The organism is Verrucomicrobium sp. (assembly GCA_028283855.1).
Classification (GTDB): Bacteria; Verrucomicrobiota; Verrucomicrobiia; order Methylacidiphilales; family GAS474; genus GAS474.
Window position 1 is genome coordinate 20012 of record JAPWJX010000008.1, and the last position, 24547, is coordinate 44558.

Genomic DNA, 24547 nt, shown 5'->3' on the forward strand with positions numbered 1-24547 from the left:
GGCTCTCTCGGTCACGGCCTCAAGAGCCGCATCGCGTTCATCACGACCAGCAGCGTCGCCCCGGTATCGGCCAGGATCGCCAGCCAGAGGCTGGTGTAGCCCAGGACGGCCAGGACGAGGAAGACCGCTTTCAAAGCGAGGGCGAAGCCGATGTTGAACTGGATGACTCGGACGGTGCGGCGTCCCAACCGGATCGCCTCGGCCACCTTGGTCAGGTCGTCCTGCATCAGGGCCATGTCGGCGGTTTCGATGGCGGTGTCGGTCCCCGCGGCTCCCATCGCGATGCCGACCGTGGCGGCGGCCATGGCGGGGGCATCGTTTACCCCGTCGCCCACCATCCCGACGAACTGATGGGCGGCGATGAGTTTTTTGACGTATTCGATCTTCTGATCGGGCAGGAGGTCGCCGTGGGCCTCGTCGATGCCCGCCTGCCGGGCAATGGCCGACGCGGTGCGCTGGTTGTCGCCGCTCAGCATGACCACTGGGTTGACGCCTGCCCGGTGCAGGATGTCGATGGCTTCTCGGGCGTTTTCACGGATGGCGTCGCCCACCGCCAGGATGCCCAAGATTTCCCCCTGGCAACCGTCGTGAGGCCGATGGCCGACGATAACGACCGACTGGGCCTCCCCCTCGATCTCCGCGAGCTTCTCTTCCAGGTCGGGAGAGCAGACGCCCAGCTCATGGGTAAAGCGGTGGTTTCCCACGAAATAGCGGTGTCCCTCCACCACGGCCTCGGCGCCGCGCCCGCTCTGGGCTTGGTACTGCTCCGCCCGAGGGAACGCGATCTTTTGTTCGGTGGCGTAGGCGACGACCGCCTGGGCCAAGGGATGCTCCGAGTGGGTGTCGATGGCGGCGGCGATCCGAACGACCTGCGCGTCGTCTTCGGCCTTCCAGCGGACGATCCGGGTCACGCGGGGCTTTCCTTCCGTGATCGTGCCGGTCTTATCGACCGCCAGGGCGCGGATCTTGCCGACTGCTTCCAGGACGGCCCCGCCCTTGATGAGGACGCCGCGCCGCGCCATCGCCGTCAGGCCGGAAACGACCGAGACGGGGGTGGAGATGACCAGGGCGCACGGGCAGGCAATCACCAGGAGGACCAGCCCGCGATAGAACCACGTCAGCCACTCCCCGCCGAAGGCGAGCGGGGGAATCAGGATCACCAGCAGCGCCGCCACCATGACGGCAGGGGTGTAGATGCGGGCGAACCGGTCCACGAAACGCTGAGAGGGGGCCTTCTGGGATTGGGCCTCCTCGACCAGATGGATGATCTTGGCGATGGTCGTGTCGCGGTACGCCTTGGTGGTCTCGATGTCTAGGGAGCCGGACCCGTTGATTGTCCCCGCGTAGACCTCGTCCCCCGCCTTCTTGGCAACCGGCATCGACTCCCCGGTAATGGGGGCCTGGTCCACGGACGAGTCCCCGGCGACGATCTTGCCGTCGAGGGGAATGCGCTGACCCGACTTGACGGTGATGGTCGCCCCCACCGGCACCTCCTCGACGGGCACCTCCTCGAAGGCGTCCCCATTCTTGAGCAGGGCGACCTCCGGGGTCAGTTTCATCAACGACTGGACCGCCCTCCGGGCGCGGGTAAGGCTGAACGCCTCCAAAAGCTCGGAGAGGGCGAAGAGGAAGGTGACTGCCGCACCTTCCGACCACTGGTGGATCGCCAGCGCCCCCGCGACGGCGACGGTCATGAGGACGTTCATGTCCAGGGAGAGGCGGCCCAGGACGCGGATCGCCTTGGGGACGACGAACCAACCGCCCGCGACGATGGCGACCCCGAAGGCGATGTCCGCCGACCACTCGGGCGTCACCTTGGTCCAATGGATGAGAAGACCGACGCCGGTGAAGAGGCCGGAAACCGCCACGGCGATCTGGTGGTAACGCTTCAGGCTGTCCACGTCGCCCGCCTCGGCGTCGTCCCGGCTTCCCTTCAGGCCCGCCTTGGCGACGAGCTTGATCAGATCGTCCGAGGTGACCGACTCGTCGTGGCGCAAGGTCACCTTGCCGCCCATCAGGTTCACCCGGACCTCTCGGATGCCCTTCACAGGGCGGAAGACCTGTTCCAGGGCCTCGACCTCGTCGGCGCAGTCCATCCCCGCCACGCGTAGGGTCGTCTCCAGGTTGCCCTCGGATTCCGCATTCAGGGCGATGCTCTGGGGGGCCGCCGCCTTCTCGTGGGCATGGTCGTGGCCGCAGCCGCAGGCGTCCGGCTCCGCGTGGGCGTGGTCGCCGTGGTCATGGTCGTGATCGTGGGAATGGGGCTTCATGGAAAGGGGGTGCAAAGGTTCGGTTTCCGACTACCTTAAGGGAACACCCTGAAGCCACTTCAGGGTCAAGCCCTCCCCACGCCATGAAGATCGGAGAACTCGCCGAAGCCGCCCAATGCACGGTCGAAACCGTCCGCTACTACGAAAAGGCAGGCCTGCTTCCGAAGTCGGACCGCTCCGGTAACAACTACCGCGTCTACGGACAGCGGCACCTGGACCGGCTGCGCTTCGTCCGCAACTGCCGCGCCCTGGATATGTCGCAGGAGGAGGTCCACGCCCTTCTCCGCCTGATGGATAAGCCCGCCTCGGATTGCGACTCGGTCAATCTTCTCCTCGACGAGCACATCTCCCACGTCGATGCCCGGATCGAGGAGCTACAGAAGCTAAAGGGACAGTTGACCGGCTTGAGAAAGAAATGCCGCACGCGCCGCCAAGTGAAGGAGTGTGGCATTCTGCATGGCCTTTCCGCCATGCGCCCGAAGGGGAAGAAATTGGCTTCCAGCCACCTCGGATAGCCTCTAACGGTCCAACCGCTTCGATAAGACCTTCCGGGCCCGGTAGACCTTCATCTCGACTGCCTTGGCGCTCAGTCCGAGAAGACGTCCTGCCTCCTCCTGCGTCAGGCCCTCGACGGCAGTCAGGATCAAGGGGGACTTCAAGTCGGGGGGAAGACCAGCGATCTCCCGCTCCACGATCGCCAAGTTTTCTCTCTGCACGGCAGCGGCGGCGGGATCGGGTCCGGGGGAGGGAAACTCCCGGTCGCGAGGCTCGTCGGGACTGGATCGGCTCGCCGATACCGATTCGGTCCGGAGCACCCGGGACGATCCCTGTCGGCGCAGGTGATCCCGGCACAGGTTCACGGCGATGCGGAAGAGCCAGGTCGAGAAGAGGGCGTCCGGCCGAAACGTGGCAAGGTGGAAATAGGCGCGGACGAACGCCTCCTGGGCGATCTCCTCGGCGTCGGAGCGATTCGCCACGGAACGGCAGACGAAATGAAAAATCCGCTCCTGGTATCGCTCGACCAGCGCGTCGAAAGCCCGCTCGGTGCCGGCTTGCACAGCCTGAACCAGAGGGAGGTCTGGATCCTGCCCCATGACGTTCCTCGATCAGGGTTGGCGGCGCAGCCCCTCGGACGTGAGGCGGATCAGCTTGTCATATTGCTCGGGCGTCAGGACGGCCTTCATCTCGAAGACATGGTCCAGGGTAGCATTTTGCAAGCCCCCCATCGCGTCGTGGATTTTTTCGACGGCAACCTGAACGCGGGGGGAGTCGGCCTGATCGTCGGCGACCGCCTGGGCCAGCTCCAGGTTGGCGAGGCGGATCAGCTCGGCATAGTGCCGGCGCTTCTCGGTGAAGGCCGCCTCGATCGGCCCGAGCTTCCGGTCCTGGTCGGGGGTGATGGCCAGTTGGTGGTGAATCCAGGCATGGCTGAACTCCGGCGCCGCCTGCCGGTGCTTCAGGTATTGGCCGGTGAGAAGACAGCTCCCCGACGCCACCAATGCCACGGCCAGCAGCAGGATGCCGAATGCCCAGGCGCGATTCATCGCCCCTCCAGCAACGTTGTCGGCAGGCCGGGCGCGTGAAGGCCGAAGACATCCAGTTCCATCGCCCGGGTGGCTCCCGAGACCCGGATCCCGGAGCCGGTCGCGATGCCCAAGAAGAGGCCGACCATCAGGGAGAACGCCAGGGCGGCGAAAATCGGCTGGGGCCTCACCAGCGGGGCCAACGCCCAGTCCAGCCAGGAGCCGAACGAACGGGGCGGCGCGGCCTGCCGGTGGCGAATCTGCCTCCAAATGCCATCCCGGAAGCCGGACGGCAGGGCGGGCTTCGGCTGCGCAGCCAATTCCTGGAGGAGGCGGTCGAGATCGTGGTCTTGCATAAGCGTGGCGCCGATTATCTCGCGGCGGGGTGGGTGTGTCCATCGGTATGGGAGATCACTTCGACCTCCGCCGCCCCGGGCGGCAGCGCGTCAAACCGGGCGACGTACTCGACGGCGCTTGCTCCTCCCTTCGTCGGAGGCACGGAAAGCCGGTAAATGGTCCCGATCCTGTCAATGTCCTCAGCCAGAATCTTTCCCCGGGAGTCGAGGATGCGGACATGGACGTGGGAATTCGGGCGGGGATCGGGGGTTCCCCAGTAGCCGGGGACGCCCGACAGGGATCCCGAAACCCAGAGTTCTTTTCCTTCTCGCCGGAGATCGACGGTCGATACCTTCAAGGGAGCGCTGTCGATCCCCCGGATCGCCAGGGGAGCCGCGAACAAGGTCAGTGGCAGCCCCAGGCCGAGCGCCGGGAGAAGAATGCTCCTGGCGCTCTTTCCCGTTCGGAAGGTCGAGGCGTTCACATCCAGTTAAACGTGATTTTTGAAACCATCCCTCACGAAATCCCGCCGATTCATCGGACGGAAGCGTCCCTCATAGCCGCTTCCCGGGGACTTCTCGGGATTCGTCTCCTTGCAGGTCGAATTTGTGAGGGGTCGATCCTGGTAGCCCGTTTAATTGGATGCTCGAAAGGAGCAAACCCATGAAACGCCATAGCCTGATGATGCTCGGCTGCATCGTGCCGCTGCTGGCGATCGCCTTCGTCCCCGCCATCGGGAAGAGCGCGATCGCGCCCTTTCTCATTGCCGTTCCCATGCTAGTTTGCTGTCTCGGCATGATGGGCGGGCACGGCCACGGGGAGAACAAAAAGAAAGACGGCGGGAAGGAATCCAGGAACTGCCACTGAGCGACTACCATGAGCCATCCCTCCCCTTCCGATTCATCCCATGAGGCGCATGCCTGCTGCCATCGCCACCCCAAGACGCCGGGTTCGCCCCCTCCCGCGGTGACGAAGGCCTATTTTTGCCCGATGTGCCCCGGAGTGGAGTCCGACTCTCCCGGCACCTGCCCGAAATGCGGCATGGCCCTGGAGCGCAACCCGGCCCACCGCCCCGCCGGGAAGGCGATCTATACCTGCCCGATGCATCCCGAGGTCCGACAGGACCATCCCGGCAGTTGTCCCAAGTGCGGAATGGCCCTGGAATCGGTCGTGTCGGAACCGGAGGAACCCGAGGAGAACGCCGAACTCCAAAACATGACTCGGCGGTTCTGGATCGCGGCGGGCCTGACCGTCCCGCTCCTCGTCTTGACGATGGGAGCCATACTTCCGGGGATCAGCTCGATTCCCCCTCTGGTATCGGGATGGTTCCAGTGGGCGCTCGGCACCCCGGTGGCTCTCTGGGCCGGCGCGCCGTTCTTCGTCCGGGCGTACCACTCGATCCTCCACCGTAGCCTCAACATGTTCACCCTGATCGCCCTGGGGACCGGGGCGGCCTACGCCTTCAGCCTCGTCGCCTTGGCGGCGCCCGGCCTCCTGCCCCGATCACTCGCGACAGGGGGCGCCCCTCCGCTCTACTTCGAGGCCGCGGCCGTGATCACCACCCTGGTGCTCTTGGGACAGGTCATCGAATTTAAGGCGCGGGCCGGAACCGGCGCCGCCATTCGGGCGCTCTTGAACCTGGCCCCGAAGACCGCCCGGCGCCTTCGCAACGGCACCGAAGAAGAGGTGTCCCTCGACGCCGTCGAGGCGGGCGACATCCTTCGTGTCCGGCCGGGGGAAAAGGTTCCCGTCGACGGCCGCGTCACCGAGGGAGGCTCCTCGGTCGACGAATCGATGCTGACCGGCGAGCCGGTCCCCGTCGCCAAGGGGCCGGAGGGAACCGTCGCCGCCGGGACGATCAACGGCAGCGGCAGCTTCCTGATGCGGGCCGAGAAGGTCGGCGGGGAGACCCTGCTCGCCCAGATCGTCCAGATGGTCGCGCAGGCCCAACGAAGCCGGGCGCCGATCCAGCGGCTCGCCGACGCGGTCTCGGCGTGGTTCGTCCCCGCTGTGATCGCCGTCGCCGTCCTCACCTTCTTCGTCTGGCTCCGGTTCGGCCCGGCGCCCGCCCTCGGCTACGCCCTGATGAATGCCGTCGCCGTCCTCATCATCGCTTGCCCCTGCGCTCTGGGGCTGGCCACTCCCATGGCGGTGATGGTCGGCGTCGGGCGCGGCGCCTTGTCGGGCGTCCTCATCAAGGATGCCGAGGCCCTGGAGATCCTGGAGAAGGTCGATACCCTGGTCATCGATAAGACCGGGACGCTGACGGAGGGGCGGCCCATGGTCGCCACCATCCAGGCCTCCCCTGGTTTCAGCGAGGACCAGGTGCTCGCCACCGCCGCCTCGCTGGAGGCCTCCAGCGAGCATCCCCTCGCCGGGGCGGTCGTCCGGGCCGCCCGAGACCGGGCGCTGGCGCTCCAGCCCGTCGAGCGATTCGAGGCCATTTCCGGAATGGGCGTCCGCGGCGCGGCGGACGGGCGCCCCATGCTGGTGGGGCGGGCGGCGCTGCTGAAGGGGGCGGGGATCACTCTCGACCAACCCTTTCTCGATGAGGCCGAACGGCTGGAGCAGGAAGGCCACACCGTCATCTGGATCGGGGCGGGGAACTCTCTCGCCGGGTTCGTCGCCCTGACGGATCCCGTCAAGAAGACGACGCCTGACGCCGTCGCCTCCCTCCACCGCCTGGGCCTGCGCCTGGTCATGCTCAGCGGCGACAATCGCGGCGCTGCCGAGCGTGTGGGGAAGACGGTGGGCATCGACGAGGTGGTCGCCCAGGTCAGCCCCAAGGACAAGCAGGACCGCATCGCCGCCCTGCGGAGCCAGGGCCGCGTCGTGGCGATGGCCGGCGACGGAGTGAACGACGCCCCCGCCCTCGCCGCCGCCGATGTCGGCATCGCGATGGGGACCGGGACCGATGTCGCCATGCACAGCGCGGGGATCACCCTGGTCAAGGGCGACCTCCGGGCCATTGCGACCGCGATTGCCCTGAGCCGGGCGACGATGCGGGCGATCCGCCAGAACCTCCTCTTCGCCTTCCTCTACAACGGCCTGGGGGTGCCGATCGCCGCCGGGGCGCTCTACCCCGCCTTTGGTCTCCTGCTCAGTCCCATGATCGCCAGTGCCGCGATGGCCCTCAGCAGCCTTTCGGTCGTGGGGAACAGCCTTCGCCTGCGGAGGGCGGGGAAGCCCTCCGCCACATGACGAAACCACGAAAGATTTTGTGAGGGGTGGGCGACCTTCTTTCGTTTAATCCCCTACACCAGCTCGAACCCCCTGGTGCCCTGGAGACTTATGTTTACGAAGATGAAGAAAACCCTGCTCGGATCGACCCTCGGCCTGCTCGCCACGCTGGTGGTCAGCCTCTGGACTCCCTCCGTCCAGGCCGAAACCTATACGCCGGAGCAGAAGCAGCAGATCGAGGAACTCAAGAAGACCTATCCCCTGACGACCTGCCCGGTCTCCGGCGAGAAGCTGGACGGCGACATGGGTCCCGCCATCGACTACCTCTACACGGCGAAAGGGACCGACGGGAAGGAGACCACCCGGCTGGTCCGCTTCTGCTGCCCCTCGTGCCTGCGGAAGTTCAAGAAGGACCCCGCTCCGACGCTGAAGGTTCTCGATGACGCCGCCGCGAAGAAGGGCGGAGCCGCCGCGCCGACTCCGTCCGCCATGGACGGAATGAAGGGAGTGTAACGGCGGAACGTCGTTTGCTATGCCCTTCCTGGCCCACATGGCCGACACTGCCTCCTCGGGCGGAGGACATACCCACGCCTCTGGAGAAGTCCTCCGGTGGCTGGGCGCGTTCCATCCCGTCGTCATCCATTTCCCGATTGCCCTGCTCCTCCTGGCGGCGTTCCTCGAAGGGATCGTCGCCTGGCGGGGACCTTCCGAGAAGCTCTCCTTCGCCGCCGGCCTTTCGCTGGGGCTGGGCGCCGTCGCGGCGGTAATCGCCGCCGGTCTCGGCTGGGCCGACGCCGCCACCATGAGCATCGAGCCGGATCTCAAGCCGATCCTGACGTGGCATCGCTGGCTGGGCACCGGCGTCGCCGTCGGCTCCTGCCTCGCCGGGCTGCTTCAGCTTCGCGTTCTGCCGACGGGCCGCGGCGTCTGGGCCTATCGGATCGTCCTATGGCTCGTGGCTCTCGCGACGGCGGTCGCGGGTCATCTGGGCGGAACCCTCGTCTACGGACTCGACTATTATCCATGGCAATGATCTTTCCCCGCCTCCTGGCCCTTTCCCTTCCCGCCCTCGCCCTCGCGGGCTGCGCCTCGGTCGATCCTTCGGCCTCGTTCGGCAACGCCCAGGGCACCATCCGGGACCGCACCGGCCACCGCGTCGAATGGAGCCGAGGCACCCAGGAAGACCGGCAAGCCGAGCAGGCGGTGCGCGATCTCCTCAGCCGTCCCCTGACCGCCGACGCGGCGGTGCAGGTTGCCCTGCTGGGCAATCCCTCCCTCCAGGCCACCTTCGAGGAGATCGGCATCTCCCAGGCTGACTTCGTTCAGGCGGGGCTGCTGACGAACCCGAGCTTCAGCGCAATCGTCCGCTTCCCGAACGTCTCGCCGCTGGGAGCCGACCAGGAATTCTCCGTGACAGGCGACTTCCTGCAACTGTTCATCCTTCCCCTGCGGAAGAAGATGGCCGCGCTCCAACTGGAGGCGACCGAATTGGAGGTCGGGAACGAGGTTCTTTCCCTCGCCGCCGAGGTGAAGGAGGCATTTTACGCCGTCCAGGCCGACGAGCAACTCCAGACCCGGCTGGAACTGGTCAACGACATCGACAAGACGGCCGCCGAACTGGCCGAGAAGCAGCACGAGGCAGGCAACATTAACGACCTCGACCTGGTGAACCAAAAGTCGGTCTATACTGAGAGCCAAGCCGACGTGACGCAGACCCGGATCGATCTCGTCCGCGACCGGGAGAAACTGAACCGGCTCCTGGGTTGGACCGAGGAACTGCCCCGCTGGACCGTCTCCCCCCAACTTCCCGCCATTCCTGCCGATCCCCTGTCGGCCGCCGACCTGGAGAAGCGGGCCTTGGTTCAGCGGCTCGACGTCGCCGCCGCCCGGAAGCGGATCGAGGCGCTGCAAAAGTCGCTCGGAATCACCGAAGGAACCCGCCTCTTTCCCGGCGGAATCGATATCGGCGTGGACACGGAGAAGAATCCCGACCGCTCCCGCGTCACCGGCCCCTCGATCGACGTCGAGCTTCCGATCTTCGATCAGGGACAGGCCCGGGTGGCCACGCTTCAGGCCCAGCTCCGGCAAGCCCAAGACCGTTTGGCCGCGCTGGCCATCGATGTCCGCTCCGAGATCCGTGAAAACCGGGAAATCCTGGAGGGCCGCCGGCAGCTCGCCGACACCTATCGCCAGACCTTGCTCCCCCAGCGGGTCAGCATCCTCAAGCTGTCCCAGGAGCAATACAACTTCATGCTGAAAGGCAGCTACGACCTCCTGCTTGCCAAGCAGCAGGAAATCGGCGCCGAGCGCGCCTACATCCAGACGTGGCGCGACTATTGGACGGCCCGAGCCGAGTTGGAGAAGGCGGTCGGCGGCTTCCTGCCTGTCCCCGCCGCCGCCGAGGCGAAACAAACCGATCCGGTCGCCGCCGCCTCCGCCGCCCCGGCGCCGATGAACATGAAACCCTAGACCCCATGAGCCTATCCCGCCGCCAGCTTCTCGCCCGCACCGGAATCGCCGCTGCCGGAACCGCCTTCTTCGGGCGCGTCCAGTCGGCCCTCGCCGCGATCTCCGGCACCGCCGACACGCCTGGGACCGTCGCCGGGGACGGCTCCTACACGCCGGTCGTCACCCCCAACGGCTCGACCCTACCCTGGGTGATGAAGGACGGCGTGAAGGAATTCCACCTCGTCGCCGAACCGGTGAAGCGGGAGTTCGCTCCCGGCATGATGGTGAATTGCTGGGGCTACAATGGCTCGACGCCCGGCCCGACCATCGAGGCGGTCGAGGGCGATCGGGTCCGCATCCTGGTCACGAACAAGCTGCCCGAATCGACATCGGTCCATTGGCACGGCATCCTCACCCCGAACGGCATGGATGGCGTCGGCGGCCTGACCCAGAAGCACATCGAGCCGGACGAGACCTATGCCTACGAGTTCACCCTCCGGCAGCACGGCACTTACATGTACCATCCCCATTCGGACGAGATGGTGCAGATGGCGCTGGGGATGATGGGCTTCTTCATCATCCATCCCAAGGGAGGGCCGAAGGTGGACCGGGACTTCGCGATCTTCCTCATGGAGTGGGCGGTCAATCCGGGGACCTTCACGCCGAATCCCAGCATCATGACCGATTTCAACAACTTCACCTTCAACAGCCGCGTCTACCCTGGAACCGCCCCCCTGATCGTGAAGCTGAACCAGAAAGTCCGCGTCCGGATCGCCAACCTGAGCATGGACAACCATCCCATCCACATCCATGGCCACCGCTGGTGGGTGACGGAGACCGATGGGGGACAGATCCCGAAGTCGGCGTGGTGGCCGGAGACCAGCGTCGACGTCGCCCCCGGCACCACGCGCACGATGGAATTCGTCGCCGACAACCCCGGCGACTGGGCGCTCCACTGCCACAAGACCCACCACGCGATGAACGCGATGAGCCACGACATTCCCAATCTGCTGGGGGTCGATCAGGATGCCGTGACGAAGAAGATCAAGAAGCTCGTTCCCGGCTACATGGACATGGGCAGCGATGGCATGGGTGACATGGCCGAAATGCAGATGAAGGGACCGAAAAACACTCTGCCCATGATGACCGGCACCGGACCGTTCGGGCCCATCGAGATGGGGGGCATGTTCACTGTCCTCAAGGTCCGTGAAAGCCTGGCTAGCTACGACGATCCCGGGTGGTACCAGCACCCAGCCGGAACGGTCGCTCAGGCCGTGAAAAGCGTTAGCTGACGGGGTTCAATCTTCCTTCCCCCGAAAGATTAAAAGGTTGTCGCTCTAGGACGATCTCCCTTTTTCAGAGCTTGGATCGGACGGATTCCGTAGCCGTTGGCGATATCGGTCAGCCAGCCGTTCTTCGCGAGGAAGCGGTAGAGCTTCTCCTTGTCCTTGATGAACATGGGGATCGCCCGGACGCAATCGCGGAGGCAGACTAGGTTTTGCTCCACCTCGGGCTCGGCGGTCAGGGGGAGGTGGTAGATCATCATGTTCCGGTGGCGCTTGGCCTCCACCATGCCCCGGGTGCGGAGGTAGCCCAGGTGCTTGGAGATCTGGACCTGGGGGACCCCCATGATCTCCTGGAGATGGTTGACGCAGAGGGGGCCGTCGTTGAGGAGGCTGAGGATGCGCAGCCGCGTCTCGTCGGTGAGGCAGGCGTAGATCTGGGTGAGGCGGCGGCTTTGCAAAATGGCTCCTGCGCGGGGCAGAATATGCCCGGGGGGGCATGGAGCAACGAAAATCCTCAGACGAACGTCTCGATCTCGTGCTGGAGTTCCCGCAGGAGATAGAGGTGGAGGTCGGGCTGGCGGGTGTCGGGGCGGCCGAAGCGGCGGCAGATCGTCTCGAAGTGCTGGCGGGTGAAGAGGAGCAACTGGCGGTGGCTGGTGCAGAGGGCGACCGAGCCGCTGTCCCGCAATCCCACATAGGCGAGGTGTCCGACGACCTCGGCGTCGGTCGGGGAGAGGTCCCCCACCCCGAGGGCGCGCTGGTCCCGCAGGCGCCGCGCCATTTTGAGGTAGGGCTCGTAGCCGGGCCAGTTTCCGGGGCGAAGGAGGGCCGCCGCGCGGGACACGTCGTAGATTTTCTGCCGGAGCGGTTCCAGCCGGCGCCCGAGGATGTGGTCGTCGATCCCGCCCGCGATCTCCCCATGGACCGCCTCGGTGAGGGTGATGTTCGGGTGACGGCGGACCAGCCCTTCCAGGAACGACAGGTAGGCCGTGTCCCTCTCCAAGATCTCGGTACGGTGCCGGAAGATCGATGTGTCGATCAGGACATGGTCGTGGCTGGAGGCGATCTCCTCCAACTGACCCTCCATCTTGAGGACCACGTCTTCGGCGCTCGTGGCATCCCCCTTCTTCAGCGGCTCTCCGGCAGGACCTCGAACGGAACGGTGAGGTCGGTGCGGTAGTCGAGGCCGTTGTCCCGCATGTCCTCGTCGTCCTCGGCGTAGAGCCAGTTCACCTTCACGTTCTTGTAGTGCTGATGGTGCCGATCGAGGATCTCCAGAAGTTCCAGGATGCTCTTCGACGAACTGGTGTTGAAGTAGTCGAGACGGAAGTTCGCGGTGAAGGGGCCGTCCGACATCGCCAGCATCTCCAGAAGACGCTTCTTCACAGGCAGGAAGAACGCCACCGAGTTCTCCGGGTAGGACAGCCCCGACAACTCGAAAAGCCCCTTCTCGGGGACAAACGTGACTTTCGGCGTCGTGGCGGACGGATCAATGCACACTGCTTCCATCGGGAACCTCCTTGGGATTGAATTTGTTGATCTTGGCGGACAGGGAGAAAAATGAGGCGTCGGCGTCGACGGGAACGAAGGCGAACGTCAGCGGGTTCTGGGACTTCTTCGCAATGTCGATGAAGCCCAGACCGGCCCCCTTCGAGTCGGCCGGGCGGTCCTTCTTCCGCTCCTGGCTGTAGTAGGCTCGCAGCCCGTCGGGGCCGAGGGTGTTGACGTACCGGCAGCGCTCCTCGATGACCGGCACGCGGTCGTTCCGAATCATGTTCCCGGAACTGACGATGAACTGGTCGTCGGTCTGCTGGACCACGATCATCCCCACCCCCACATCCCGACCCTGCTGGGGCAGGAACTCCCGCTCGTGGGAGTAGTTGAGGACGTTCTGGGTCATCTCGATGACGATGGCGAAGAGCCGCCTCATCGCGCCGCCGTCCGCCCCCTCGGCGGCGGCGATAGGGCCGCGAACCAGGTCGCCGATCTCGACGAGCGTCTCCTGGAGCATCGCCCCCTTGAAGGCGAAGACGATCCGGCTGTCCCGGACCTTCTGGTAGTAGCGGAACATGCTCTCCCCTTGGATCAGAACGTCCTGCTCCTCCGCGAGGGTCTCGGCTTGGGCCCCGAAGGCGAAGCGGCTCATTTTCGACTTCCCTTGAGATGGAACCCCAGGAGGGCGATGTCGTCCCGCTGCGGCGCCCCGGCCTGGTGGTCGTCGAGGACCTTCTCGAAGGCGGCCTTCTGCTCGCCGAGGCTGCGGCTCGCCAACTGATACAGCGCCTCGCGGACGCGGCGCGACCCGAGCTTCTTCCCCTCAGGGTTCGGCTGGTCGCCCACGCCGTCGGAGCAGAGGTAGTAGGTCGTCCCGTCCTCGATTCGGAGGGAGAGGGTGGCGAACTCGCGCTTGGCCTCCTTCTGGGTTCCGCCGATCGGCTTCCGGTCCCCCTTGTGCTCGTGGAACTGGCCCGCAGCGTCGACACTGTAGAGCGGGCGGTTCGCCCCGGCGAAGAGGAGTTCCCCGGAGGCGGGATTGACCACGCAGAGGCCGACCTCCATGCCGTCGTGGGCCGAGTCGTTCCCGGTTTCCTGGCACAGGCTGTCGCGGACCCCCTTGTGCAGCTCCTCCAGGATGATTCCGGGATCGGTGTAGCCGCGCTGGGAGACGATGTCGTTGAGGTGGCCGTGCCCGATCAGCGACATGAAGGCGCCGGGGACGCCGTGGCCGGTGCAGTCGGCGACCGCCACGTAGATGCGGTCGTTCGCCTCCCGAATCCAATAGAAGTCGCCCGAGACGATGTCCCGAGGCCGGAAGACAACGAAGTGCTCCAGGTGGATCGGCAAGGGGCGGTCGGGGTTGTAGAGCATCGAGCGCTGGATGCGCTCGGCGTAGAGGATGCTGTCGTGGACCTGCTTGTTCTTCTCCTCGACCTCGACCATCGCCATCCCGAGGAGTTCCGACTGGGCCTGCATCAGCTCGTGGAAGTCGACGATCCGGTAGCCGGCGACGGGATGCCGGTAGACCACGGGGTCGTAGGAGACGTGGAGGGGCCGCTCCAGCCCCTTCCGCACCACCTCGGCGACCGAGGCGTCGGGCGCGACCACGAACGGCGGCAGGTTGATGTGCTTCAGCATCCGTTCCACGGGGCGGACGCCATAGATCTCCTGCCCCATCCGTCCGCTCAGGACCTGGTAGTAGCTCGACCGGGAGATCGTCCCCACCAGCTCCCCATCATGCAGGACCAGGATGCCCGGAAGCTTCGCATTCTTCTTGAACTCCCCGTTGAGCCGGTCGCCCGGCGTCTTGTCGGAAACCGCCACGTCAAAGAACGGGAGATCGGCGATACTGCGGGAGACCGAACTATGGGAGGCGGCGGGGATCGGGGCGAGGGCGGTCATGGATTTCTATATGCGCGGGTTATTGTATTCCCTTATGCGTATATACACTCTCCGACGATCCGGTTGCCCTTCTGCGTCGAATGCGTAAAGAATCGGCCCGTGCCGCCTCAGAGCTTGCCGCCCTGGTGTCGCACGTCCTCGCCCGCCGCCGCGTAGATCGCGTCTTCCGCGATGTTCTTGGCGTGGTCGCCGACCCGCTCCAGGTGCCGGGCGATGAAGATCAGGTCCAGGTAATCCCGGACCTTGTCCGTCTCCTTGGAGATGCGGTCGGTGAACCGCTCCGCCAAGCTGGCGTTGAGTTCGTCGATGAGCTTGTCCCGCGCCTTCAGGGAGCGCGCCAGGTCGACATCGGCCTCGGCGTACGCCTTCACGCTGTCGTCGAAGAGCTCGACGGCGTCGGAGAAGAGCTTCGAAAGCAAGGTCCGGTCCTCTCCGGTTGGGATCGAAGAGAGCTTCCGTGCCCGCTTGGCGATGTTCACCGCGGCGTCGGCGACGCGCTCGATGTTGTTCCCCAGCTTCATGGCGCTGACGACCTGCCGCAGGTCGGACGCGAACGGGTGGAAGCGGATCAGGATGTCGGTCCCTTTGGCGTCGATCTGCCGCTCCAGTTGGTCGATCTCGTCGTCGTCGGCGATCGCGACGCCGCAGAGGCCGGCATCCCCCTTGAACAGGCCCTGCATGGCGTTGTGGAGGCTCCGGTCGGTCAGGCTGGCCATCATGAGGACGTCCCGGCGGAGGGCCGCCAGGGCGTCGTCGAACGTCGCCAGGATGTGCTGTCTGTTGTCGGGCATAAACTCGTCGGGGTGCGGCTCAACCGAAGCGGCCGGAGATGTAGTCCTCGGTCTGCTGGACCTTCGGTTCCTTGAAGACCTTCTCCGTGTCGTCCATCTCGATCAGCTTCCCCATGTACATGAAGGCGGTGTAATCGGAACAGCGGGCCGCCTGCTGCATGTTGTGGGTGACGATCACGATGGTGAACTTCTCCTTCAACTCGTGGATCAGGTCCTCAACCTTGGCGGTCGCGATGGGGTCGAGCGCGGAACACGGCTCATCCATGAGAAGAATCTCCGGCTGGTTGGCGATCGCCCGGGCGATGCAGAGGCGCTGCATCTGACCGCCGGAGAGGCCCAGGGCGCTCTCGTGGAGCCGGTCCTTCACCTCGTCCCAGAGCGCCGCCGAGCGGAGGCTCCGCTCCACGACCTCGTCGAGGCTCTGCTTCCTCCCCTGGTCGGCGATGCGGAGGCTGTAGACGATGTTCTCGTAGATCGACTTCGGGAACGGGTTCGACTTCTGGAAGACCATCCCGATCCGCTTCCGCAGGGAGATAACCTCCTGGCGCGGGTCATAGATGCTCTTCCCGTTGAGGAGGATGTCCCCGGTGTGGTGGACCCCGTCGATGAGGTCGTTCATCCGGTTCAAGTTCCGCAGGAGGGTCGATTTTCCGCAGCCGGACGGCCCGATGAAGGCAGTGATCTTCTGGCTGGCGATCTCCATGTTGATGTCGAAGAGGGCCTGCTTCTTGTTGTAGAAGAAGCCGAAGTTCCGGATCGAGATGAACGGCGTGCTCACGGCGTCAGGGCTTTCTACGGCCGGATGGCCGGCCCCGATGGGGCGGCTATGGGACGTTTCGAGGGGTTTCACGAGGGTGGGAGAGGTCACGGGTGGAGGAGGCTTAGAAGGCGCCCAGGCGATATTTGCGGCGGATGCGCTCCCGGAGGAGGATCGCCCCCAGGTTCAGCGCGACGACCAGGATGATGAGGAGCAGGGTGGTGGCGAAGACCATCGGCTTGGCCGCTTCCGAGTCGGGCGACTGGAAGCCGAGGTCGTAGATGTGGAAGCCCAGGTGCATGAACTTCCGCTCCAGGTGGACGTAGGGGAACGTGGCGTCGATCGGGAGGCTGGGGGCCAGCTTGACCACGCCCACCATCATCAGCGGGGCCACCTCGCCCGCCCCGCGCGCCATCGCCAGGATGAGGCCGGTCAGAATGCCCGGAAGGGCGCTAGGGAGGACGATATGCTGGATCGTCTGCCACTTGGAGGCGCCGCAGGCCAGCGACCCCTCGCGCATTCCGCGCGGGACGGCGGCGAGGGCCTCCTCGGTCGCCACGATCACGACGGGAACGGTCATGAGGGCGAGGGTCAGCGCCGCCCAGAGGACGCCGCCCGTCCCGAACGTCGGCGTCGGCAGCGACTTGCTGAAGAAGATCTGGTCCATGGTGCCCCCGACCATGTAGACGAAGAATCCCAGGCCGAAGACGCCGAAGACGATGGAGGGCACGCCGGCGAGGTTGTTGACCGCGACCCGGACCGCGCGGACGAAGAAGCCCTGCCGGGCGTATTCCCGGAGGTAGATCGCCGCCAGGACGCCGAACGGCATCACCGCGACGCTCATGAGGACGGTCATGACGCAGGTGCCGAAGATCGCGGGGAAGACGCCGCCCTCGGTGTTCGCCTCCCGGGGCTCGTCGACGAGGAAGTGCCAGATCCGGTAGAAGAACCACCCCAGCCGGTCGAGGAGGCCAAGCTGGTTCGGGTAGTAGAAGCTGACCAACTGGCCTAGGGGCATCGTCTTCTCGGCCCCGGTCGGCAGCCGATAGGTCAACCGGTCCTGGCCCTGGCGCTGCCGCAGGTCGCCCGCCTGCTTGGCGAGGATCTCGTACTTCGCCTGGAGCTTGTCCATCTTAGCCTGGAGCGCCTGGAATTGGGGGGAGTCGGAGGCCAGCCCCTTCTCGTCGAGCTTCAGGCCGCCCATCCGGGCGTTGACCTTCCCGATCTCGTCGCGCTCGATGTGGGCGATCTGGTGGCGCCGGGAGTTCGCCTCCCGGTTCAGCGCCGCCAGGCGGGAGCGGAAGGCCGGGTCGTTCGCCTCGATCGTTGCCCCATCGGCGGTCTGGAGCCGAAGGGGGTAACCCAGAGCGTTCCCATACTCGACCCGCTCCATCTTGAGGAGATCCTTCGGATAGGCGGTCCCGGTGATCGCGTCCCGGTTCAGATAAAGGAAGCTGAGGCCGTAGGCATCCTTGTTCCCGACGTAGAGTTGCCACTCGGTCGGGGCCGGGCCGCCGCCAGGCTTTGCCTCATGGGTCTTCTCCTGCTGCTTGGTGATCTCCCCAGCCACCGTCTTCGCGTGGGCGAGTTGGGCGCCGCTCGCGTCGGAGATCTGGACCTGGACCACCCGCTTCGGCCAGAAGACCTCCAGGCCGTTGACCACGATGATCGTCAGGAGCGTGGCGATCATGAGGAGGCCGATGGAGAGGCCCACCGAACTGAGCCAGACCATCGGTTCCCCCTCGGATAGGGTTTGCTTGAGCGTACGTTTCTGGGGAGCGTGCATGGTCAGACGGTCCGGTATTTTTCGCGCAGGTGCTGGCGCAGGATTTCGGCCCCGGTGTTCACCAGGAAGGTCATGAGGAAGAGGAGCATCGCCCCGAGGAAGAGCGTCCGGTAGAGCGTCCCGTGGAACGGCGCCTCGGGCAGCTCGACCGCGATATTGGCGGAGAGGGTCCGCATCCCGGAGAAGATGTTGAAGTCCATGATCGGCGTGTTGCCGGTCGCCATCACCACGATCATCGTCTCGCCCACCGCGCGGCCCAGGCCGATCATGAGCGCCGAGAAGATGCCGGGGGAAGCGGTCGGGACGACGATCCGCATCGTCGTCTGCCAGCGGCTGGCCCCCAGCGCCAGCGAGCCGGAGCGCAGGGTGTCGGGAACGTTCGTCAGGGAGTCCTCGGCGATGGTGAAGATCAGGGGGATGACGGCGAAGCCCATCATGAGGCCGACGACCAGCGAGTTCCGCTGCTCGTAGCTCGCCCCCGTGAACTGGGGCCACCAGAGGCGGAAGTCGGCGACCTTCTGGCCCGTCGCGGGATCGGCGACGACGAAGAAGTGGCGCTCGATCACCGGGCCGAGACTCCAGCCGACCCAAAGGAGAAGGAGCAGGACCGGGAACACTAGGACGAACTCATGCCCTTCCCTTACCAGCCGGCGAACCTGGAACGGCAGCGAGTTCCATCCGCATCCCAGGGCGATCATCCCCAGGGGGACGACCAGCAGGACGGCGATCACCGAGGGGACGCGCTGTTCCAGGATCGGCGCCAGCCAGAGCGCCGCCAAGAAGCCGAGGACGACCGACGGGAGCGAGGCCATCACCTCCATGGTGGGCTTGACGAAGGCCTTGTATTTCGGGTGCAGGAACTGGGAGGTGTAGATCGCGGCGAACAGGGCGATCGGCACCGCGAAGATCATGGCGTAGAGCGTCCCCTTAAGGGTGCCGATGATGAGCGGCACGAGGGAGAACTTCGGCTCGAACTCGTCGGAGCCGCCGGTCGACTGCCACTGGTAGGACGGCTCGGAATACCCCTCGTACCAGATCTTCCCAAAGAGGGCCTCGTAGCTGATCTCGGGATGCGGATCAACCAGGCTGTAGCTGTGGAGCTTCGCGTCGGCGTCGAGGAAGAGGATGCGGTTGAACTTCCCGTCGATGGCGGCGTCGGCGACCTGGAAGGGCAGCTTCGCCTCCCAGCGGATGTTCTGGGTGGTGGCGTACCGGAGCGAGGCGGTCGACCCGCTGCCGGTGAGGAACGCCTTGTTCCGGATGCTCGCGCTGTAGAAGCTCGCCGCCCCCGGCAGGGCGCGGAACCACTTCGTCTCGACGAACTGCCGCACGTCGGCGCCCTTGGGGCGCATCAGGCTGTAGACCCGATTCTCCCCGGTGGTGCTGGTGACGACGATCGACACGTCGCCGAAGAGGAAATTCAGCGAGGCGACGGTCGGGTCCTTCAGGTCCTTGAAGGGACGGAACTGCTGGCGGAGGACGAACTGGTCGCCCTGGTAGAAGAAGTACTCGACCTCGCCCTGGGAACCGAGAACGAGGAGGCTGTCGGCGTTCGTCGAAACCAGGATCTTGGCGGGCTTCTCCTTCAGGAGCGGCGTCAGGTCGTAGGTCTTGTCGACCTTCAACTCCCCCTCTCCCATCAGAGAGCTTTGACGGGTCATGCGGACGACCCGCAGTTCCGACACGTCGCCCACGTCCTGGACGCCCGCGATGATGAGGGTGTCGCCCGAGTTCCCGAAGCCGATGTCCCGGATCGGGACGCCCGGCTTGTCGAGGAGGGCGAACGCCTCGGCCTTCGCCGCCTGGACGGTCTTCGAGTCGCCCGACGCCCAATCGGTCGAGTAGTTGATCGGGATGATCCCGAAACGGCCGTCGGAGGTGCCAACGATCACCTCCTGGCGCAGGAGGCTGTAGAACGACGCCGTGATCGTGGGACGGGCGGCGGGAGCGGAGGCGCCGGAAGCCGGCGCAGGGGAAACCGACGCCGTCGCGGCGAGGACCTCGGCCAGGGGATCGACCTGGGTGACCTTGTTGTGATCCTCGACGTCAATGAACGACATCTGCCCATCGTCGCGCATGACGAAGGGCAGCTCCCCGCCCTCGTCGACGCCGAGGATGAGATACTTGCCGGCGGGAAGGTCGACCGTCTGGAGCGGCCCCACCTTCGCGCCCTGGAAGAGCGGAATGATCTGGGACAGGATGAAAACGAAGATCCCCAGCACGGCGGTGATGACGACCAGGCCGCCGGTCTTGATGAACCGGGTCATGAACCCATCGACGAAGAGGGTCCATTTCGACGACTGGAAGCGGTCGGGCGAGAGATGGGGAGAGGACATTTAGCGGCCGCGGTAGAGGATTCGGCTGGCGATGGTGGCGGAGGTGGCGATGCCGATGAGAAGCCAGGCGACCGTGTTGTGGTGGTAGTAGATGAAGACGGTGGCGACCGTGAGTGGAACGATCTGCATGAGACCGATCACCAGCCGCATCCATCCCCAGTACCAGGTGTATTGGCGTCGCGAGTACATGCCTTGGGAAGAGGAAGGCGGGGGCGCGCTATGACGGCGACGCCCCCGCCTTGGATTCATGTCGGGATTACTGGCCGTTCCAGGTCGCCTCGGCGATCTGGTCCGGCAGCGGGAAGAAGCCGGCCTTCACCACCACGTCCTGCCCCTCCTTGGAGAGGACATACTTGATGAACTCGGCGGTCAGCTTGTCGAGGGGCTGGCCGGGTTTCTTGTTCACGTAGACGTAGAGGAAGCGGGCCAGCGGATAGCTGCCGTTGAGGCAGTTGTCGTAGGTCGCCTCGACCAGCTTGTCGGGGGAGTCGCCCAGCGGCAGGGCGCGGACCTCGGAGGTCTTGTAGCCGATGCCGGAGTAGCCGATGCCCGCGAGGTCGCTGCCGACGCCCTGGACCACCGCCGACGAGCCGGGCTGCTCCTTGACGGTCGCCTTGTAATCGCCCTTCTGGAGCGCGTGCTCCTTGAAGTAGCCGTAGGTACCGGAGGCGCTGTTGCGGCCGTAGAGCGAGATCGCCTTGTAGGCCCACGAGCCGGTCATGCCCAGGTTGCCCCAGGTCTCGATCGACGGGCCGCCCCGCTTCAGCGTGCTGGAGAAGACGCTGTCGACCTGCTGCATGGTCATCCCCTTGATGGGGTTGTCCTTGTTCACGTAGACGGCGAGCGAGTCGATCGCCACCTTGTAGGCGGTCGGCTTGTAGCCGTACTTCTTCTCGAAGGGGTCGATCTCCTCCGCCTTCATCGAGCGGCTCATCGGCCCAAGCTGGGAGGTGCCTTCAATGAGCGCCGGGGGCGCCGTCGAGGAACCCTTGCCCTCGATCTGGATGTTGACGTTCGGGTACTGCGCCTTGAACCCCTCGGCCCAGAGGGTCATGAGGTCGTTCAGGGTATCGGAGCCGATCGAGTTCAGGTTGCCGGTCACGCCGCTGGTCTTGGCGTAGGGCTTCAGCTTGGGATCGACAGGGACGGTCTGCGCGTTCGACAGGATGGGCGCCAGCAGCGCCGCACCGGCCGCGACGGCGAGGATCGCCCGGCGGGGAAGGGTGTGGAGGGTCATTGGTTCCTTGAGGGGGTTAGTGTTCTTATCGGAATATACCGATAGGCGCTTATTCCCATGTAAGCATATTCCTCTCAAGCCCTCAATTGTAACGTTTGTGCGTCGGGCCGATTCTCCCTGAGAGGAGAGACGTCGGTCGTCGACTGATCCGACCTCCATGATGCCGCAAAAAGGCAGTGGCGACCGCGAATCTGTGGGTCGCGGCTGGATTCACCCATCGCCTCAAAGAGCACTGTGCTGACAACCAAAGCGCGGCCCCCTTATGTCACTTTTAGAAGCGGCGACAGATTAAGAATGCTACAACTCCACAGCGCACCCGAAGTTCGGCTTGTCTTCCCTCTCCACCTGCTGTTTATTGAATCCGGCAATGGTGTCTGCCCTCCCGCCCCACGGGAAAACCGCCTGAACTGGTTTCAGTGCTGATGACTCCTACCGAACGGCCCCCCGCACGAGGGGCCGCGGAGGAGCTTTATGGCGACATTGACAACGTATCTGTGGGTCGCCCTCGGCGGCGCGATGGGAACCGTGGGCCGCTTCTGGCTCTCCGGCTGGATCGCCCAAAAGGTTCCGACCTTCCCCCTCGGCACCCTGGTCATCAACGTCACCGGCTCGTTCGTCATCGGCCTCTTCGCCGCGCTGACCGAACCGGGGGGTGGCTTTATCGTCTCCCCCACCTTCCGCACGTTCTTCATGATCGGCATTTGCGGTGGCTACACCACGTTCTCCTCGTTCAGCCTTCAGACGCTCACGTTGGCGCAGGACGGGGAATGGCTCTATGCTGGGTTAAACTGCGTCCTCTCGCTCGCCCTCTGCCTCTTCGCGGTCTGGCTGGGCCACACCGCCGGTCTGTTCCTTCAACCGAAATAAAACCTATGGAAATCCCCCAAGACTCGTCCTGCTTCGCATCTTCGTCGGCGAGGCCGACAAATGGCACCATAAGCCCCTCTACGAGGCCATCGTCGTGAAAGCGCGGGAGACGGGCCTCGCCGGGGCGACCGTCCTGCGCGGCCCGATGGGCTTCGGCGCGTCGAGCCACGTCCATACGGCGAAAATCCTGCAACTGTCGATGGACCTTCCCTTCGTCATTGAGATCGTGGATAGCCAGGAGAAGATCGACGCCTTCCTGCCGCAGCTCGACGAGATGATCGACGGCGCCCTCGTCACCCTGGAAAAGGTCAAGGTGGTCCACTACCGGCCCAAGAAGCAACCCGCCTCCTAGCGCGGCTCGGGGCGTCGCAGCTTGCGCTGGGCGGCGTCCCAGGCGGTCTTCTCCGCGCCCATCTCCTGCCGGTTGTCGTAGCGGGACTTGTCGAGGTAGAGGTCGAGTTGTTGGGCCAGGGCCGCGAATTTCTCCCGCTCGACCTCGCGCAGCCGCTCCTTGGCCTCGCCTTCCGCCATGCGGTGGAGAACCTGCGCCAGGTGCCCCGCGCACAGGCCGAAGCTCTGGGCGTGGCGCTCCTGGAAATCGGTGGCGACGTAATGGAGGGCGAACTCGTCGCAGACCCGCTCCTCGTCCCGGCGCTCGGCCTCCAGAACGAGACACGGCTCCTCCGGTTTGAGATGGGGATGGGCCTGGGCCAACCGCTCGACCACGTCCTGGCACAGGGAACGATAGATGATGCTGATGCCGAGGGCGTCTTGGCTCCCTCCTATCTGTTCCGCCACGCCGGGGCTGAAGCCGAGAGAGCGGTGCAGGTGCATCCGGGTGCCGACATCGTTCACGTTCTCCTCGAACAGCGTGGCGATCATCTGGGCGCGGTGCGTGGCGACGAGATGGCAAACCGGGCACTCGCCCGGCACGAAGGCGTCCCACAACTTGAAGAACGGCAGGTGCCGTTCGGGTTCGGGCGGCGGAGAATGATGGAAGAGGGACATGGCTCAACCCCGGATGGCCTCGGTCAGAAAATAGATGCCGTAGGCGGTCACGCAGAGCGCCGCCAGCCCGTCGAGAACGACAGCGGGCACCTTGCGGAACACCCCCGTCCTGCCGAGGAAAAGGGCGAGCAAGAGGACGCAGCCGAGTCCGCCGCCCACTCCCATCGTCGCGGTAACATATCCCTGCTTGAGCGCCACCGCCAACCAGACCACCAAAACCTCCACCCCTTCAGCGAAGACGGCCCAGGCGGCCACGCCGACCCCGGAGGGATGGAGCCGCCGCCGCAGACAGTCGGCCTCGGTCTGGGGTGCATCCGATCCCGGCTTCCGCAGGCCGGTCAGGAACTCCCAGGCCAAATACGCGCCGAAGCCGAGGAGCAGAAGCGCCGAAACCCAATCGAGGGCGTGAAAGGGAATGCGGGACAGCGATGCCCCCAGCACGGCCCCCAGCAGCACAATCCCGCCCGCACCCAGGCACGCCCCCAGCGCAGCGCTGCGCCATCCCTGCTGCTGCGCCACCGAGGCGAAGACGGTGGCGGCGATAAAAAACTCGGTGAACGTCACCTGGAAGGTGATCCAGCTTCCGGCCCAGGCAATAGGCATCATCGGGGTTCGTTCAGGGGGTTCCGTGGTGGAGAGCGGCGACCATCAGGCGGATACCCAAGATCATGCAATAATAGGGAAAAGCGTAACGCACGAAGAACCAGGAAAAACGCCGCCCGAACGGTTGGCACTCGGGCCGGAAGCCGGGGAAGGCCGCCAGGGTCAACGCGATCAGCGCCGTGATGAGGAGCGCCCGCAGGAAGGCCAGCGCCGGTTCCTCCATCTACTTTCTCCGGCCCAGGGTGGAGGCTCCGGCGTAGCGGGCGCGGTCGCCCAGTTCCCGTTCGATGGCGAGGAGCCGGTTGTATTTGGCGACGCGCTCCGAGCGGCAGAGGGAGCCGGTCTTGATCTGGCCCACCCCGGTCGCCACGGCGAAGTCAGCGATAAAGGTGTCCTCCGTCTCCCCGGAGCGGTGGGAGATGACCGCGCCGTAGCCCGCCTCCTTCGCCAAGGCGACCGTCTCCAGCGTCTCGGTCAGGGTGCCGATCTGGTTCGGCTTGATGAGGATCGCATTGGCGGTCCCCTTCTTGATTCCCTCCCGGAAGATCGCCGGGTTGGTCACGAAATTATCGTCGCCGACCAACTGGATACGGCGGCCTAGCTTACTCGTGATTTCCAACCATCCCAGGTCGTCGTCCTCGGCCATGCCATCCTCGATGGAGGCGATGGGGTAGCGATCCACCACGTCCATGTAGAGTTCCAGGAGGTTTTCGCGGGTGG

At 65.2% G+C, this 24547-nt stretch carries 29 protein-coding genes and 1 riboswitch; of the genes, 9 read left to right on the top strand and 20 right to left on the bottom strand.

The annotated features are described in order from the left end of the window. Nucleotides 1-11 precede the first annotated feature (11 nt). The gene (locus tag PW734_11175) at nt 12-2270 is read right to left on the bottom strand and encodes a heavy metal translocating P-type ATPase (GenBank protein ID MDE1171749.1); all 2259 of its coding nucleotides are present in this window, start codon (nt 2268-2270) and stop codon (nt 12-14) included. An 83-nt stretch (nt 2271-2353) separates the two neighbouring features. Here PW734_11175 and cadR point away from each other — a divergent pair, with 83 nt between their 5' ends. Beyond that, nucleotides 2354-2785, top strand: a complete 432-nt coding sequence (cadR, locus tag PW734_11180; GenBank protein MDE1171750.1) for a Cd(II)/Pb(II)-responsive transcriptional regulator — start codon at nt 2354-2356, stop codon at nt 2783-2785. A 3-nt stretch (nt 2786-2788) separates the two neighbouring features. Here the strand turns inward: cadR and PW734_11185 are convergent, their stop codons facing one another. From PW734_11185 to PW734_11200, 4 genes are read right to left on the bottom strand one after another with little or no spacing between them, the layout of a single operon-like run. After that, nucleotides 2789-3328, bottom strand: coding sequence for a sigma-70 family RNA polymerase sigma factor (locus PW734_11185; GenBank protein MDE1171751.1), 540 nt, complete (start codon nt 3326-3328; stop codon nt 2789-2791). A gap of 48 nt (nt 3329-3376) precedes the next feature. Then, entirely contained in the window at nt 3377-3814 is a 438-nt protein-coding gene (locus tag PW734_11190; protein ID MDE1171752.1) for a periplasmic heavy metal sensor, read from the bottom strand. Then, the gene (locus tag PW734_11195; GenBank protein MDE1171753.1) at nt 3811-4149 is read right to left on the bottom strand and encodes a hypothetical protein; all 339 of its coding nucleotides are present in this window, start codon (nt 4147-4149) and stop codon (nt 3811-3813) included. The genes PW734_11190 and PW734_11195 overlap by 4 nt, the downstream gene beginning before the upstream one ends. Nucleotides 4150-4163: 14 nt before the next feature. Further along, on the bottom strand, nt 4164-4613 hold the full coding sequence (locus tag PW734_11200; protein MDE1171754.1) for a hypothetical protein: 450 nt from the start codon (nt 4611-4613) through the stop codon (nt 4164-4166). 179 nt (nt 4614-4792) lie between these two features. Between PW734_11200 and PW734_11205 the strand changes: the two genes are divergently transcribed. The 6 genes from PW734_11205 (at nt 4793) to PW734_11230 (ending at nt 11049) form a co-directional block, all read left to right on the top strand. Continuing rightward, a complete protein-coding gene (locus tag PW734_11205) occupies nt 4793-4996 on the top strand; it encodes a hypothetical protein (GenBank protein MDE1171755.1) in 204 nt (67 codons plus the stop codon). A 9-nt stretch (nt 4997-5005) separates the two neighbouring features. Beyond that, the gene (locus PW734_11210; GenBank protein MDE1171756.1) at nt 5006-7330 is read left to right on the top strand and encodes a copper-translocating P-type ATPase; all 2325 of its coding nucleotides are present in this window, start codon (nt 5006-5008) and stop codon (nt 7328-7330) included. Between the two features lie 102 nt (nt 7331-7432). After that, nucleotides 7433-7822, top strand: a complete 390-nt coding sequence (locus PW734_11215) for a hypothetical protein (protein MDE1171757.1) — start codon at nt 7433-7435, stop codon at nt 7820-7822. Nucleotides 7823-7841: 19 nt separating this feature from the next. Beyond that, nucleotides 7842-8342 carry a hypothetical protein gene (locus PW734_11220; protein ID MDE1171758.1) on the top strand — a complete coding sequence of 167 codons (501 nt, stop codon included), beginning with the start codon at nt 7842-7844 and terminating at the stop codon, nt 8340-8342. Then, on the top strand, nt 8333-9778 hold the full coding sequence (locus tag PW734_11225; protein ID MDE1171759.1) for a TolC family protein: 1446 nt from the start codon (nt 8333-8335) through the stop codon (nt 9776-9778). The genes PW734_11220 and PW734_11225 overlap by 10 nt, the downstream gene beginning before the upstream one ends. Nucleotides 9779-9783: 5 nt before the next feature. Then, nucleotides 9784-11049, top strand: a complete 1266-nt coding sequence (locus tag PW734_11230; protein MDE1171760.1) for a copper oxidase — start codon at nt 9784-9786, stop codon at nt 11047-11049. A 29-nt stretch (nt 11050-11078) separates the two neighbouring features. On the opposite strand, the gene PW734_11235 is transcribed toward PW734_11230, so the two are convergent. From PW734_11235 to PW734_11285, 11 genes are all read right to left on the bottom strand, one after another. After that, complete coding sequence (locus tag PW734_11235) at nt 11079-11501, bottom strand: metalloregulator ArsR/SmtB family transcription factor (protein ID MDE1171761.1); 423 nt, start codon at nt 11499-11501, stop codon at nt 11079-11081. Nucleotides 11502-11557: 56 nt separating this feature from the next. Beyond that, complete coding sequence (locus PW734_11240) at nt 11558-12130, bottom strand: hypothetical protein (protein MDE1171762.1); 573 nt, start codon at nt 12128-12130, stop codon at nt 11558-11560. A 41-nt stretch (nt 12131-12171) separates the two neighbouring features. Next, nucleotides 12172-12552, bottom strand: coding sequence for a DUF1987 domain-containing protein (locus PW734_11245; protein MDE1171763.1), 381 nt, complete (start codon nt 12550-12552; stop codon nt 12172-12174). Beyond that, the gene (locus PW734_11250; protein MDE1171764.1) at nt 12533-13189 is read right to left on the bottom strand and encodes a SiaB family protein kinase; all 657 of its coding nucleotides are present in this window, start codon (nt 13187-13189) and stop codon (nt 12533-12535) included. The genes PW734_11245 and PW734_11250 overlap by 20 nt, the downstream gene beginning before the upstream one ends. Further along, nucleotides 13186-14442, bottom strand: coding sequence for a SpoIIE family protein phosphatase (locus tag PW734_11255; protein ID MDE1171765.1), 1257 nt, complete (start codon nt 14440-14442; stop codon nt 13186-13188). Before PW734_11255 ends, PW734_11250 begins: the two co-directional genes overlap by 4 nt. A 107-nt stretch (nt 14443-14549) precedes the next feature. Then, the gene (phoU, locus tag PW734_11260) at nt 14550-15233 is read right to left on the bottom strand and encodes a phosphate signaling complex protein PhoU (protein ID MDE1171766.1); all 684 of its coding nucleotides are present in this window, start codon (nt 15231-15233) and stop codon (nt 14550-14552) included. 19 nt (nt 15234-15252) lie between these two features. Beyond that, nucleotides 15253-16011, bottom strand: coding sequence for a phosphate ABC transporter ATP-binding protein PstB (gene pstB / locus PW734_11265; GenBank protein ID MDE1171767.1), 759 nt, complete (start codon nt 16009-16011; stop codon nt 15253-15255). 103 nt (nt 16012-16114) lie between these two features. After that, on the bottom strand, nt 16115-17722 hold the full coding sequence (gene pstA, locus PW734_11270; protein ID MDE1171768.1) for a phosphate ABC transporter permease PstA: 1608 nt from the start codon (nt 17720-17722) through the stop codon (nt 16115-16117). 56 nt (nt 17723-17778) lie between these two features. Then, the gene (locus PW734_11275) at nt 17779-20112 is read right to left on the bottom strand and encodes an ABC transporter permease subunit (GenBank protein ID MDE1171769.1); all 2334 of its coding nucleotides are present in this window, start codon (nt 20110-20112) and stop codon (nt 17779-17781) included. Then, nucleotides 20113-20301: a hypothetical protein gene (locus PW734_11280; GenBank protein ID MDE1171770.1), complete on the bottom strand. Its 189-nt coding sequence runs from the start codon at nt 20299-20301 to the stop codon at nt 20113-20115. 67 nt (nt 20302-20368) lie between these two features. After that, nucleotides 20369-21349: a phosphate ABC transporter substrate-binding protein gene (locus tag PW734_11285; protein MDE1171771.1), complete on the bottom strand. Its 981-nt coding sequence runs from the start codon at nt 21347-21349 to the stop codon at nt 20369-20371. Nucleotides 21350-21703: 354 nt separating this feature from the next. Further along, nucleotides 21704-21788, top strand: a riboswitch (Fluoride riboswitch). A 32-nt stretch (nt 21789-21820) separates the two neighbouring features. Between PW734_11285 and crcB the strand changes: the two genes are divergently transcribed. Beyond that, complete coding sequence (gene crcB, locus PW734_11290) at nt 21821-22216, top strand: fluoride efflux transporter CrcB (GenBank protein ID MDE1171772.1); 396 nt, start codon at nt 21821-21823, stop codon at nt 22214-22216. Nucleotides 22217-22253: 37 nt separating this feature from the next. Then, nucleotides 22254-22568 carry a DUF190 domain-containing protein gene (locus PW734_11295; protein ID MDE1171773.1) on the top strand — a complete coding sequence of 105 codons (315 nt, stop codon included), beginning with the start codon at nt 22254-22256 and terminating at the stop codon, nt 22566-22568. Here PW734_11295 and PW734_11300 read toward each other — a convergent pair. From PW734_11300 to PW734_11315, 4 genes are all read right to left on the bottom strand, one after another. Further along, nucleotides 22565-23224, bottom strand: a complete 660-nt coding sequence (locus PW734_11300) for a hypothetical protein (GenBank protein ID MDE1171774.1) — start codon at nt 23222-23224, stop codon at nt 22565-22567. The genes PW734_11295 and PW734_11300 overlap by 4 nt on opposite strands. 3 nt (nt 23225-23227) lie before the next feature. Beyond that, on the bottom strand, nt 23228-23830 hold the full coding sequence (locus PW734_11305) for a hypothetical protein (GenBank protein ID MDE1171775.1): 603 nt from the start codon (nt 23828-23830) through the stop codon (nt 23228-23230). A gap of 10 nt (nt 23831-23840) precedes the next feature. Beyond that, entirely contained in the window at nt 23841-24050 is a 210-nt protein-coding gene (locus PW734_11310; GenBank protein MDE1171776.1) for a hypothetical protein, read from the bottom strand. After that, nucleotides 24051-24547: enolase C-terminal domain-like protein (locus tag PW734_11315; protein MDE1171777.1), on the bottom strand; the 497-nt coding region annotated here is incomplete at its 5' end.

Bases quoted from the DNA above. Each gene is read 5' to 3' on its own strand.
- PW734_11175 (MDE1171749.1), bottom strand. From the start codon at position 2,270: ATGAAGCCCCATTCCCACGATCACGACCATGACCACGGCGACCACGCC.
- cadR (MDE1171750.1), top strand. From the start codon at position 2,354: ATGAAGATCGGAGAACTCGCCGAAGCCGCCCAATGCACGGTCGAAACC.
- PW734_11190 (MDE1171752.1), bottom strand. From the start codon at position 3,814: ATGAATCGCGCCTGGGCATTCGGCATCCTGCTGCTGGCCGTGGCATTG.
- PW734_11195 (MDE1171753.1), bottom strand. From the start codon at position 4,149: ATGCAAGACCACGATCTCGACCGCCTCCTCCAGGAATTGGCTGCGCAG.
- PW734_11205 (MDE1171755.1), top strand. From the start codon at position 4,793: ATGAAACGCCATAGCCTGATGATGCTCGGCTGCATCGTGCCGCTGCTG.
- PW734_11210 (MDE1171756.1), top strand. From the start codon at position 5,006: ATGAGCCATCCCTCCCCTTCCGATTCATCCCATGAGGCGCATGCCTGC.
- PW734_11215 (MDE1171757.1), top strand. From the start codon at position 7,433: ATGAAGAAAACCCTGCTCGGATCGACCCTCGGCCTGCTCGCCACGCTG.
- PW734_11220 (MDE1171758.1), top strand. From the start codon at position 7,842: ATGCCCTTCCTGGCCCACATGGCCGACACTGCCTCCTCGGGCGGAGGA.
- PW734_11225 (MDE1171759.1), top strand. From the start codon at position 8,333: ATGGCAATGATCTTTCCCCGCCTCCTGGCCCTTTCCCTTCCCGCCCTC.
- PW734_11230 (MDE1171760.1), top strand. From the start codon at position 9,784: ATGAGCCTATCCCGCCGCCAGCTTCTCGCCCGCACCGGAATCGCCGCT.
- PW734_11240 (MDE1171762.1), bottom strand. From the start codon at position 12,130: ATGGAGGGTCAGTTGGAGGAGATCGCCTCCAGCCACGACCATGTCCTG.
- PW734_11245 (MDE1171763.1), bottom strand. From the start codon at position 12,552: ATGGAAGCAGTGTGCATTGATCCGTCCGCCACGACGCCGAAAGTCACG.
- PW734_11250 (MDE1171764.1), bottom strand. From the start codon at position 13,189: ATGAGCCGCTTCGCCTTCGGGGCCCAAGCCGAGACCCTCGCGGAGGAG.
- PW734_11255 (MDE1171765.1), bottom strand. From the start codon at position 14,442: ATGACCGCCCTCGCCCCGATCCCCGCCGCCTCCCATAGTTCGGTCTCC.
- phoU (MDE1171766.1), bottom strand. From the start codon at position 15,233: ATGCCCGACAACAGACAGCACATCCTGGCGACGTTCGACGACGCCCTG.
- pstA (MDE1171768.1), bottom strand. From the start codon at position 17,722: ATGGTCTGGCTCAGTTCGGTGGGCCTCTCCATCGGCCTCCTCATGATC.
- PW734_11275 (MDE1171769.1), bottom strand. From the start codon at position 20,112: ATGTCCTCTCCCCATCTCTCGCCCGACCGCTTCCAGTCGTCGAAATGG.
- PW734_11280 (MDE1171770.1), bottom strand. From the start codon at position 20,301: ATGTACTCGCGACGCCAATACACCTGGTACTGGGGATGGATGCGGCTG.
- PW734_11285 (MDE1171771.1), bottom strand. From the start codon at position 21,349: ATGACCCTCCACACCCTTCCCCGCCGGGCGATCCTCGCCGTCGCGGCC.
- crcB (MDE1171772.1), top strand. From the start codon at position 21,821: ATGGCGACATTGACAACGTATCTGTGGGTCGCCCTCGGCGGCGCGATG.
- PW734_11300 (MDE1171774.1), bottom strand. From the start codon at position 23,224: ATGTCCCTCTTCCATCATTCTCCGCCGCCCGAACCCGAACGGCACCTG.
- PW734_11305 (MDE1171775.1), bottom strand. From the start codon at position 23,830: ATGATGCCTATTGCCTGGGCCGGAAGCTGGATCACCTTCCAGGTGACG.
- PW734_11310 (MDE1171776.1), bottom strand. From the start codon at position 24,050: ATGGAGGAACCGGCGCTGGCCTTCCTGCGGGCGCTCCTCATCACGGCG.